Source organism: Nocardia sp. N2S4-5, assembly GCF_044628355.1.
Taxonomy (GTDB): Bacteria; Actinomycetota; Actinomycetes; order Mycobacteriales; family Mycobacteriaceae; genus Nocardia; species Nocardia wallacei_B.
In genome coordinates this window covers 622,700-633,664 of sequence record NZ_JBIUPM010000001.1, presented here as the reverse complement: position 1 = coordinate 633,664, position 10,965 = coordinate 622,700, and the positions used below count along the sequence as shown (strand labels likewise).

General features: G+C 67.7%; 9 protein-coding genes and 1 pseudogene. 2 read left to right on the top strand and 8 right to left on the bottom strand.

Annotated elements, in window-relative coordinates; genetic code table 11:
* Window positions 1-197: 197 nt before the first annotated feature.
* From ACFMRZ_RS02995 to ACFMRZ_RS02975, 5 genes are read right to left on the bottom strand one after another with little or no spacing between them, the layout of a single operon-like run.
* Window positions 198-1,016, bottom strand: coding sequence for an SDR family NAD(P)-dependent oxidoreductase (locus ACFMRZ_RS02995; protein WP_280270903.1), 819 nt, complete (start codon window positions 1,014-1,016; stop codon window positions 198-200).
* A 56-nt stretch (window positions 1,017-1,072) separates the two neighbouring features.
* The gene (locus tag ACFMRZ_RS02990; RefSeq protein ID WP_400177788.1) at window positions 1,073-2,863 is read right to left on the bottom strand and encodes an acyl-CoA dehydrogenase; all 1,791 of its coding nucleotides are present in this window, start codon (window positions 2,861-2,863) and stop codon (window positions 1,073-1,075) included.
* Window positions 2,860-3,096, bottom strand: a complete 237-nt coding sequence (locus ACFMRZ_RS02985) for a hypothetical protein (protein ID WP_400177787.1) — start codon at window positions 3,094-3,096, stop codon at window positions 2,860-2,862. The genes ACFMRZ_RS02990 and ACFMRZ_RS02985 overlap by 4 nt, the downstream gene beginning before the upstream one ends.
* Window positions 3,075-3,848: an acyltransferase domain-containing protein gene (locus ACFMRZ_RS02980; RefSeq protein ID WP_400177786.1), complete on the bottom strand. Its 774-nt coding sequence runs from the start codon at window positions 3,846-3,848 to the stop codon at window positions 3,075-3,077. Before ACFMRZ_RS02980 ends, ACFMRZ_RS02985 begins: the two co-directional genes overlap by 22 nt.
* Window positions 3,845-4,864 carry a 3-oxoacyl-ACP synthase III family protein gene (locus ACFMRZ_RS02975; protein ID WP_400177785.1) on the bottom strand — a complete coding sequence of 340 codons (1,020 nt, stop codon included), beginning with the start codon at window positions 4,862-4,864 and terminating at the stop codon, window positions 3,845-3,847. Before ACFMRZ_RS02975 ends, ACFMRZ_RS02980 begins: the two co-directional genes overlap by 4 nt.
* A 545-nt stretch (window positions 4,865-5,409) precedes the next feature.
* Between ACFMRZ_RS02975 and ACFMRZ_RS02970 the strand changes: the two genes are divergently transcribed.
* Complete coding sequence (locus ACFMRZ_RS02970; protein ID WP_400177784.1) at window positions 5,410-7,014, top strand: hypothetical protein; 1,605 nt, start codon at window positions 5,410-5,412, stop codon at window positions 7,012-7,014.
* Window positions 7,015-7,255: 241 nt separating this feature from the next.
* On the opposite strand, the gene ACFMRZ_RS02965 is transcribed toward ACFMRZ_RS02970, so the two are convergent.
* The 3 genes and pseudogenes from ACFMRZ_RS02965 to ACFMRZ_RS02955 all read right to left on the bottom strand — a co-directional run.
* A complete protein-coding gene (locus tag ACFMRZ_RS02965; protein WP_400177783.1) occupies window positions 7,256-7,957 on the bottom strand; it encodes an alpha/beta fold hydrolase in 702 nt (233 codons plus the stop codon).
* Window positions 7,958-8,000: 43 nt separating this feature from the next.
* Window positions 8,001-8,711: an alpha/beta fold hydrolase gene (locus ACFMRZ_RS02960; protein WP_400177782.1), complete on the bottom strand. Its 711-nt coding sequence runs from the start codon at window positions 8,709-8,711 to the stop codon at window positions 8,001-8,003.
* A 473-nt stretch (window positions 8,712-9,184) separates the two neighbouring features.
* Window positions 9,185-9,961 (bottom strand): annotated as a pseudogene (locus tag ACFMRZ_RS02955) (FAD-linked oxidoreductase); the annotation flags it as partial.
* A gap of 2 nt (window positions 9,962-9,963) precedes the next feature.
* Here ACFMRZ_RS02955 and ACFMRZ_RS02950 point away from each other — a divergent pair.
* Entirely contained in the window at window positions 9,964-10,962 is a 999-nt protein-coding gene (locus tag ACFMRZ_RS02950) for a phosphomevalonate kinase (RefSeq protein WP_400182756.1), read from the top strand.
* The last annotated feature ends 3 nt before the right edge of the window (window positions 10,963-10,965 follow it).

Below are 10,965 nucleotides of genomic sequence, written 5' to 3'. Positions count from 1 at the left end.
TTCCGTAGTGGGTGCGGGCATTTCGAGTATCTCGACGTGCGGCAGCGGCACCGCTTCCGGATAGGTAATTCCGCGTGCGTCGAGCGACGATCCCGGTGTGCGCGAACGTGTTTGCGGTTTCGGCACCATCTCAGACTCCCTTCCGGAGTGGCGCTGTTCAGCAGATACGGTGGACCGCACCGATCACCGGCTCGCACTCATACGGGTATGCGGCCCATTGCGAGAAGGTCGATCATCGCCGGACCACCGGTACTGCAGGTTGTCCCGCCGTCCACGGTGATACAGCTGCCGGTGACCAGACGGCTCGCGTTGCCCGCCAGATAGACGACGGTGCCGACGACATCGTCCGGGCTGCCCCATCGGCCCATCGGCACCGCCCGCATCAGCTCGGCGGACGCCGCGGTGTCCCCGGCGAACTTCTGTGTCAGGTCGGTGCTGACCCAGCCCGGCGCGATGGCGTTGACCCGCACGCCCGCATGGGCCCATTCGGCTGCCAGCGTCCGGGTCAGCGAGATCACGGCCGCCTTGGCCGCGGCATACGGAGACAGGGCCGCGACGCCCGCGGTACCCGCGATGGACGCGATGTTGATGACGGACCCGCCGTGCCGGAGCATGTGCGGCCCCGCGACGGCACAGACATGCACCGTCGAGTCGAGGTTGCTGCGCACCACCCGGTCCCAGTCCTCGGCCGACAATTCGAGGAAGGGGCCGATATGGGTGAATCCGCCGACATTGTTGACCACGATGTCGGGAGCGCCCCATTCGGCGACGAGGTCGGAGATCATAGGCTTCGTGGAATCGAGTTCCGTAGTGTCGCAATCGAAGACGAGCGCCCGTCGGCCGAGCGACTCGATGTCGGCGGCCACTTGCTTCAAGGGATCGAGATTGCGCGCCACCACGGCGACGTCGGCTCCGGCCGCGGCGAGGCCGACGGCGACGGCGCGGCCGATCCCCCGCGAGGATCCGGTCACCAGTGCGGTTTTGCCTTCCAGCCCGAACAGTTCGGTCAACGACATGTTTGTCTCCTCCGGATTGCGACATGGGGTACACGGTTACTCGAGCCGCCGCGGTGTCAGCGAGCCAGGTCGGGAAGGTCGAATGCCGCCGCGAGGTCGGCGGCGTGCGGCATGAGACTGTCGCAGAGCGCCCGTCGCTGATCCCAGATGTGGTCGGCCAGGGGCCTGGGCACGAGATCGAGTTCGCCGAGGATGCCCGCGTGTTTCTCGATCCAGGACAGGGCATGCAGGCGCAGGAGACCGCCGACGGGTTCGAGGGCGGCATCGTGAGCGGCGGCCGAGGCCTGCAGGACGATGCGATCGGAATAGGCTGCGGCGGCCGCTTGCGCGAGTGGCAGGTTGTCGTTCCACGCGGTGAAGTGGTCACTCCCGCCGGCGCGAGCGGCTTCCACCTCCACCGAGAGCTTCCGGCGGTATGCGCGCTCGACGGCCTGAGCCATCGACAGCCAGTTCCGGGGAGCGGTCAGGTCTGTGCGCACCGCGCCGTTACGATCGGCGATCGGCAGGTCATCGGCGGCGTCGCACAGGGCGTGCGCGGTATCCATGAGGATGAGGTCGTTGTCGCCGCCCGCGGTGCCGTAGACATGCGCCCATCCATGAAAGGCGTTGAGGCGGTTGTGCCCGGCGAATCCGTTCGCACCGCAGTGGGCGCGGCAGCTCGTGACGACCTCGGCGCACAGCCGGGTCGCCGCGGCTTTCAGCAAGGGCAGTTCGTGGTCGACCGCCGACCACGGCGCCCAGGTCGAGGCGCCGGCCGTGGTCGCTGTCGGACGTTCGCCATGAGCGTGCTCGCTGACGATCGCCAGAACGTAGGCGGCGGCCAGATTGCCGAGAACTGCCTCTCGGACGGTTCGGTACCGAAGTAGTGGCTGTTCGGGCGCGAGGCGTCCCATGGACAGCCGATCGGCCGTGTGCGAGTACAGGATTCGGGCCGCGCCCTGGGCGATGCTCGCGGCTGCCGCGATGATGCTGCGCCAGACATGTGGGGCACCCGCGCTCATGGTGCCGGCCCGCCGAGCGTCCGTGTCGGGGAGCGGATCGTGAAAGGTCCCGTCGTCCTCGAGACTTGCGCCGGCCGACAGCCACGCGTGCCGAGGAAGGCGCAGCTCGTGGAAGCGAACGTAGGCGTAGTCGGACGCGAGTGCGACAGTGTCGGGTGCCGGCTCGATGTCGACTCCGGGCAACACGGCACCGGTGGCGTCACGCAGGGGAACGATGAAGGCGAACATTCCCCGTTCGATGCCGTCGACGACCAATTGCGCATACACGGCACCGGTTTTCGATATCCCCGGGCTCGCGGTGTTGTTGGGGAACTTCCGGGCGTCGCGATCCGGGGTGTCCAGGACGAAGTCCCCGGTCGCCCGGTCGAACGTCGCGCGGGTACGCAGGTGCAGATGACTGCTGCTGCGATGCGAACACTCGCTCATCAGGGCAGCGCCGAACGTATCCATCGATTCGAGCGCGGCACGGATCTCGCGCAAGGCGGTCTGGGTGTTGTCCGGATCGTTTTCCACGATCGGCGCGAGGACCAAGGTGTAGTGCACCAGGCAGACATGGAATACGACCGGGTCGGCGACCGCCAGCCGGCTCAGCAATGCCGACAACATCCGCGGTTCGGCCAGAAGATGTTCCGCGCGCGGCGCGATCTGTCCGGCGCGGCGCGCTCTGGAGTAGCAGAGTTCCAGGCGGTCGTACAAAGTCGTCCCGTCCGGCCAGTAGAACGCGGAGTCGGGAACGGCGTCGTGCAGCCAGGTCGGCGACGACGCGGCGGGATTCCGTCCCCGCAGAAAGCTTTTCGGATCGGAATGACGGCTCGGGGAATCCGATTCGCGTTCGTAAGTTGTCATGATCGTTGCCTCGAACCCGCGTCGACGGCCTGCTGTACTTCCGCACCCGTCAGCCAGGAGATGTCTCCGGCGAGAGGGGCGATTGTGCGCGCTCCCGGGATGGTGGCCGCGGCGCAGCGCGCCAGGGTGTCTCCCGCGCCGAGATCGATGAACGTCGTCGGGGTATGCGCGCCGACGTCTCGGAGGGTCTCGGGCAGATGTACCGGCTTGATCACGCAGTCGGCCAGTGCCACGTGCAAGTCGTCCGCATCGGTGTAGGCACGCCGCCGCACCGGGGAATGCACCGGTACCCGCAACGGATGCTGCCGTATCCGGCGAATGCCCTCGAGAAAGCGTTCGGCGACGATACCGAGATCGGGGTGGTGTGAGGCGTACGGAACCGGGAAGCGAGAAGTCTCCGCTCCGTAGGCGCGGACAGTAGCGCCGCGATCGCATCCGTCGGACCGCTGACAATCGTCTGTTCCGGCGTATTGACACAGGCCACAACGAGTTTCGGGTGCCCCACCTCGTCCAGTAACTCGCGCGTGTCGCGCACGGACGCGTTGACCAGCACCATCGCTCCGCGACCCTCGAAGTCGCGGAAAGCGGCATTGAGCGCGCAGACGGCGCGGGCCCCGTCGGCGGTGTCGAAGACACCCGCGCATACCAGCGCCGCGATCTCGCCGAAGCTCTGGCCGACGACTGCGCGCGGTCGTACGCCCACGGTGCCGAGAACATTGTTCAACACCACCGATATCGCATAGTTGGCGATTTGCGGCAGACCAGGACCGGGCGTGCTGTCGCCGGTCTCGGTCAGCAGGTAGTCGCGAAGTCCGCGTCCAGCCGCACCGGATGCTCCCTCGATCTCGGCAAGCACTCCGTCTATCTCGGACCGAACGCCGGAAGCGGCGCGATGCAGTTGCGCGAGCGCCCCTCTCGGGTCCGCGCCCTGTCCCGGGACGAGGAATACCGCTGTGCTCGAATCTATTTCGGCTCGTCCGTTCATGGCTGCCGCTCCGGTTCGCCGGTTCCCCACGTGAGAACGGTGCTGCCCCAGGTCAAACCGGCGCCGAATCCCACGATGAGGATGCGATCGCCGGGGTGGAGCCGTCCGTCGGCATCAGCGGCGGCGAGCGCGTATGGCACCGATCCGGCGCCGATGTTTCCGACGTCGTCTCCGACGATGACCAGACGATCGGTATCGAGACCGGCCTGGGAACAGGCGTGCCGCAGTAGCAGCGGGTTGGGCTGATGAGCGACGACGGCATCGATTCGGCTCGCGTCGAGGCCCGACCGCTCCAGCGCTTCGTGGGCGAGCTTGGGAAAGATCTCGAGGATGAAGTCGCGGACGGCTTTACCGTCCATATGGATCAGATGCTGTCCGTTGCGGAGGGTTTCGGCAGTTGCGGGGCGCCGGCTGCCGCCCGCCGGAATCAGCACGTCACCGGCATGGCGGCCGTCCGAGCCGAGTTCGATCCGGCTGAAACCCGCGCCCGGCGCGACCGAGCCCAGAATCGTCGCACCCGCTCCGTCTCCGAAAAGCGAGGCGGTGGCTCGATCGGTGTCGTTCAAGAAGTGGGAATACGCTTCGACACCGACTACCGCGGCAAGACATCCCGGCCCTTCGGCGCGCAACCAGTTGACGGCGACGCTGGTGCCGAACAGCCAGCCGCTGCAGGCGGCGGAAACGTCGAAAGCGACCGCACGCGACGCTTTCAGCTGGGCTTGCACACGGCATGCTGTCGACGGGCCCAGTTCGTCCGGGGTCGATGTCGCCAGCACGAGCAGATCGAGGTCGTCCGGCCCGTAACCCGCGGCGGACAACGCGCGGCGCACAGCCGCCACCGCGAGATCGGAGGCCGCCTGGCCTGGTTCGGCGACATGGCGCCGGCGCACACCGGTCCGTTCGGCAATCCACTGCGCATTCACCCCGGCCCGCGCCGCGACCTCCTCGTTCGTGCGCACCCGGTCCGGGACGAAACCACCGACACCGAGAACACCGATGTCCTTGACTTGCACCATAATCTCCTTGCGTCGATTCACGGCAGGACAGTGCTGTTGCTTCTTTCATCGATCGCGATCATTGATTCCGGCCCACCCACTGCGGGCATTGCCGTGGCTCCAGCATCACCGTCCCCGCACCGCCGAGAGAAGGAGATTCGGCGCATAATGACCAAGCGTGCCGCGCATAGAAGCAGCAAGCACCTCTGATCAGCCTCGGCGTGATTCGTGATCAGCCGCAACTGAACCGGGCCTTCTGGAGCATCGCGACGCTGCGCTGACGACCGATTGCGCGCGCGCCGAATCCGCGGCGCGGTCGCACACCCTTTCCGATGCGTACAGCTCATGGCACGTATGTGCCGCGTGTCCTTCCGCGGTGCATTGCGCGGAAGGATCATGTGTGTCGCCGAGTGCAACACTCTCAATTGCCGGAACGCGTTCCGCTGTGGTCGATTCCTACACCGGAGGCACCGATGGAACCTCACGAGCCTGCTGCTGATCTCACTGACCTGGTTCGAGCACGACTTCGAACAGCCGCCGGAGAGTTCGGCCCTCGCGAGCGTGCCGTGTCCGCCCGGCTGGCCGCCGCCCCGGGTGGTTCCGGTGCGGTGTTCCGGGCCGGCGCGGCGCTGGCCGGTGCACCGCGGTCGTGGCCCGAGCCGGATGCGCAGGCCGTACAACGATTGCGGTGGTTGGAGGCGAGACTGTCCGGGATCGAAGCCGCCTTCCCCGACGTGGCCCCTGAGGTCGCGATGTGCCGCCTGACGTGCGAGCTACTCGAAGGAGTGTGGCACTGGCGGGTCCACGAGGTTCACGGCCGCGCCCCCGGCGCGCTCGCCGGTGATGAACAGCCATGCGACTGTGCCCTGTGCGCGAACCTGCCGACGCCTCCGGCGCGGGGCCCGGCCGACTACACCTGGCGACGCAGCGACGGGCGACCGCTGAAGACGAAGATCCTGCCTTATCTGCGAGCACTGGACTCCGTCCTGACCGGCGGCTGGAGGTGGACGCGGACGCTGAACGACGCGGACCGCGATCTGGGCCTGCGATGGCGGTACGAGGACGACGTTCTGGCCTTGCACGAGTACAAACGGGTGATAGCCGACTTGGACGCCGCTGTCGTGGACCAGAGGGTACGGAAAGGCCTGGCCGCCCGATTCAGCGTTCACGGGGCTCGTGCTCTGGTCGTGGGGTTGTTCGCGGCCTACAAGCGACGTGTCGACGAATTCTGGTTGGACCGGCACACCAGGGGCGCGGTTTCATTGACAGCGGACAACCCGTTGGACGCCGGCAGTTACGTACTGCTGCAGCTGATGGACTGCCTGTTCTGGCACGTCTCGCCGGACACCGAGCTGTGGTGGGAGCCCCATCTGGCGGCGCTGGTGATGTGCCGGGTGCTCGATGATATGACCGATGCGCGCGCCGACGCCGTCAGCGGTGAGATCAACAATTTCTGGCTCAGCGCCATGCCCGCCCACGACAAGGCGGTGTACGCGGCCTGCGCCATCGCCATGATCAAGTTCGGGTGCACTCCGGAAGCGCGTGGGCTGCTGTGGAACTCGTGGCTGATGCCGACCACGATGGGCTGGCTGGCCCTGACCGGTCGGCACGCCCTGTGGTTCGACGGCATCATGCCCGTCATCCCGCCCTGTGATGCCCGGCCGGCCGGGCCCTCGGGTCGGGACTGCCCGCTGTGCGGGCTGCGGCCACACAGCGGGGCAGGGCTGCTGACCAGCGGCCTGGCCCTGTCCTCGGGCCGGCGACCAGTGGTGGACAGGCTCGGAGACCACGCGGCTGATCTGGTCGAACTCTGCCGCCTGGAGTGCCCAGCGGTGTCGCCGCTGCTGAGCGAGGAGTTGGCCGCGTTCGAGGCACTGCACGGCCCTTGGCGCGGCCGAGTCGACAGCAGCTGGAAGATCCTGCGCCGCACCTACATTGCGGCAGCACTGGCTGTTGCGACCGGAGACACCGATGCCAGGCGGGCCCGGACGGTACAGGTCGACTCGGGAGCCGTCGGGGCTGAGCACTTCCACGCACTACACGAGACACCCACCGCATCCGAGGACACTGCTCTGCTGGCGTACATGTTCGGCTGCGCCCATCCTCATTTCCTGTGGAACTGCCTTGGGTGCGTCCCCGGGCAGGTACACGGCGACTGGCTCGACGGTTGACGTTTTCCGAACACGCCGCGTGGCCACCGAAGGCGATAATGAGAGCGGCGGTGAACGCCCCTGTACGAATACTCCGAGGCCCCTTCCGGCACGGAGCCGACCATCCCGCCGGCGGCCGCGGTTCGACGGCAGCGGTGCTGACCGGAGCCGCTGGCGTGGTCGCCGCGAAATTCGCTTGCCTGGGCCACCTCTCGCTCGTGTGCCGATGAAGACCCGCCTGACCCAGCTCTGCTGTGCGCGGCTACTGCGATGCCGCGCGCCTGATCAGTTCGGCGACGTCGGCCGGACGCGATACCGAGACCGCGTGGGAGGCCGATGTTTCGACGCTGACCGCGCCCGCGCGGGTGGCCATGTATCGCTGCGCCTCGATCGGGATGTTCTTGTCATCCGTGGTGAGCAGGGCGTAGGTGGGAAGCGTGCGCCAGGCCGCGGCAGTTGCGGGCTGTTGGAGGGCGGGGAGGGCTACCGGGCGTTGGGTGGCCGCCATCAGCCGCGCGGTAGCCGGGTCGACGTCCCCGGCGAACTGGCCGGGGAACTCGTCCGGGCGGATGTAGAGTTCGGTGCCGGTGGTGCCGTCGGGCAGCGGGTACTCGGCGGGCCGGGTCGTCGGGCCGAGGGTCGAGCCGGGGAATTTGTCGGTCAGTTCGAGGGCGCTCTCGCCGACGTCGGGAATGAACGCCGCGATGTAGGCCAGGGCGGTGACGTTCGTTTTGCCTTGTGCCGCAACGGTGATCACGCTGCCGCCGTAGGAATGCCCGGCCAGGACGCACGGGCCCGCGACGGTGTCGAGGACGGAAGCGACATAGGCGGCATCGGAGTCCAGCCCGCGCAGCGGGTTCGCGGCGGCGAGGACCGAATACCCTTGGGCCGTAAGGCGTTCCACGACGCCGTTCCAGCTGGATGAATCGGCGAAGGCGCCGTGTACGAGGACGACGGTGGTCATGAGGAGATTCCCCTTCTGGGACTGAGGTCGGAAACGAAGCGGTTCAGGACAATTCGGTGGCGGCGGCGGTGATCACGGCGGTCACTTCGTCGGGGTGGGTCTGCATGATCAGGTGCGGGCCGTCGAGCTCGGTGATCGAGCGCAGCCCGGCGCGCCGGTAGCCGAACCGCTCGACCTCGGGGTTGATGGTGCGGTCCGCGGTGGAGACGATGCCCCAGCCGGGCTTGGTCTTCCAGGCCGCGGCGGCGGCGGGCTCGGTGAAGGCGGCGGCGGACAGTGGGCGTTGCGACACGGCCAGAACCGCCGCGCGCTGCCGGTCCAGACCGGCGGCGAATATCTCCGGGAAGGCATCGACCTCGACCGAGACGTCGGTGCCGGTCTCCCCCTCGGCGGGGTAGGTCGAATACACCAGGTGGGCGGACAGGTCCGAGTCGGGAAATTCGCCTTGCAACTGCCCGAGACTCTCGCCTTCGTCCAGGGCGTAACCGGACACGTACACCAGCCCGGCGACGTTCTCGGCGAGACCCGCGACCGTGATGACCGCGCCGCCGTACGAATGCCCGGCCAGCAGCACCGGCCCGTCGATCTGCTCGGCGAAAGATCGGATATACGCGGCGTCGGCGGACAGGCTCCGGTTGAACACCGGCGGCGCGGCGACGGACAGGCCCGCGGCGAGCAACCGCTCGACGACCGGAGACCAACTGGAGGCGTCGGCGAATGCACCGTGCACGAGAACGATGGTGGGGGAGGTCATGGCGGCCTTTCCTCGATGCGCTGAAACGCCGTAAGTATCGAGCCGGGGCGGTCCTGCGCGCCCCGCTTGATCGGCCGTAAAACCCCCCTATTAGGCCAGGGCCGCAGGTCGCGGCCCTGGGAAGTAGCCGCGACCACCGCCGCGTCATGGCATCCGAACCGGCGATCCCACTGATATCTCCATTACGTACACGCGACGTACTGTGTCGACAGCCGGGTGGCATCAGCACCGTTCAATGCCACCGATGGTGCGACTACTGACGAGATCGAGAGATAATCTGTGAACAAATTCCGTGTGTGCGCGACGTTCGCTGGGATGGGCGTCCTCGCCTTACTGGGCACAGGAATCGCGGGCGCCAGTCCGCCGCCGCAGAACCCCTGGCCGAGCTGGTTGGACCCCATCATTTTATTCATCGGACAATTGCTCGGCTTGCCCGGATACATGCCCGGACACTGACCGATCGCATCGCTGGATCAGGTGAACGGCGGCCGGAAATCGCGACGGGTCGAGCCACGGCCGGCCGTGCGCCAGATCTTGGCGACCAGGTCCGAGTCGTCCGGGGTGACCAGATTTCCCATCAGCCGCACCATGAGGCGCAGCATCATCGGCGAACGCATGGCGATCGGACCGCCGACTCCGATGGCGTGCGGGCGGGTGGCCACATCGGCCAACCGGCGTGCGATGGAGAAGGCGGTTCCGTACTCGGCCGTCAGCAGGGCGGGCCAGGCGCGGCTCAGATCCGGATCGGCGAGGACATCGGCGAGCATGCGGCCACTTTCCAGGCCGTAATCGATGCCCTCGCCGTTGAGCGGGTTCACGCAGGCTGCGGCGTCGCCGAGCAATGCCCAGTTGCGCCCGGCGATTCCGGAGACGGCTCCGCCCATGGGCAGCAGCGCGGACGCGTAGGAGCGGATGTCGCTGCTGGTTTCGCACTCCGCGCGCCGCTGCGTCACGTAGCGATTCATCAACGGCCGCAACTGCACCCGGGCCGGCCGCTTGGCACTGGACAGCGACCCGACACCGATGTTCACCTCACCGTTGCCCAGCGGGAACACCCAGCCGTAGCCGGGCTGCAGCGCGCCGGCGTCGTCCCGCAACTCCAGATGTGAAGTGATCCAGCGGTCGTCGGCGCGGTCGGTTTTCATGTAGGCGCGCGCGGCGATGCCGTAGACACAATCGCGATGCCACACGCGCCCGAGCATCTTGCCCAGCGGCGAGCGGACGCCGTCGGCGACCGCCAGCGCGCCGCACGATCACGAGCAGCCGACTTCCCGGCGGAACTGCCGAATTCGTCCGTCGTGGAACGCTTTTCGAGCCGGTGCCGCCCGCGGACACCGCGGCGCTGACCCATGTGCTCGCGGCTCTTGCCACGGTGGACCGCTACGCTGCGGAAGTCGGGCATGAACCGCTGGGATTCGATCTCGACATCGACTCGCAGCTGGACGATTCGGCGACCGGGCGCAAATTCGGGCTGGGCTCCTCCGGGGCGGTGACGGTCGCCGTCGTGCGCGCCGCGGCCCGCGCGCACGGGTTGCGGGCGACTGCCGAGACGGAACTGAAACTTGCTCTGCTGGCGCTCTTCTCGGTCGATCCGCACTGTTCCGGCGGAGACGTCGCGGCGTCGGCGCGCGGCGGTTGGGTGTACTACAAGGCTCCCGACCGCGCGGCCTTGGCAACGGCGCTGCGGCAACCCGGGCGGTCACTCGCAGCGCTGGTGGCACGCCGGTGGCCATTGCTGGAAGTGCGGTCCGTACCGCCACCGCGAGAACTGTCGTTACAGGTGGGCTGGGTCGGGCGACCGGCTCGTTCGAGCGATCTGGTGCAGGCGATGAAACGTGCTGTGTCGGAGCATCCTTCGCGGTATCGGCAGTTCGTCACCGCCAGCGAGCACTGTGTCGACGAGCTGGCGGCGGCGTGCGACCGCGAAGACTCTCGCGCGATCACCGGCGCCCTGGACACCGCCGGACGGCTGCTGCGGGATTTGACGGCCCTGTCCGGGGTGGCGATCGAGAGCCCCGAACTCACGCGGTTGCGCCACATCGCCGAAGAACTCGGTGCGGTGGCCAAGAGTTCCGGCGCGGGCGGCGGCGACTGCGGGATCGCGCTGGCCGACCCTTCCGTAGTCCCCGCCCTGCAACGACGCTGGCGGGAAGCCGATATCGAACCCCTGAATCTGCGTACGATCGGCGGGTCGCTCCGCGTGCGCGTCGAGCGTTCGGCGAGCAAATCGGCGGGAAACACGCCAGACTGACGT

Excerpts from the sequence above, each read along its gene's own strand:
- ACFMRZ_RS02995 (WP_280270903.1), bottom strand. The coding sequence starts at position 1,016 with ATGTCGTTGACCGAACTGTTCGGGCTGGAAGGCAAAACCGCACTGGTG.
- ACFMRZ_RS02990 (WP_400177788.1), bottom strand. The coding sequence starts at position 2,863 with ATGACAACTTACGAACGCGAATCGGATTCCCCGAGCCGTCATTCCGAT.
- ACFMRZ_RS02980 (WP_400177786.1), bottom strand. The coding sequence starts at position 3,848 with ATGAACGGACGAGCCGAAATAGATTCGAGCACAGCGGTATTCCTCGTC.
- ACFMRZ_RS02975 (WP_400177785.1), bottom strand. The coding sequence starts at position 4,864 with ATGGTGCAAGTCAAGGACATCGGTGTTCTCGGTGTCGGTGGTTTCGTC.
- ACFMRZ_RS02965 (WP_400177783.1), bottom strand. The coding sequence starts at position 7,957 with ATGACCACCGTCGTCCTCGTACACGGCGCCTTCGCCGATTCATCCAGC.
- ACFMRZ_RS02960 (WP_400177782.1), bottom strand. The coding sequence starts at position 8,711 with ATGACCTCCCCCACCATCGTTCTCGTGCACGGTGCATTCGCCGACGCC.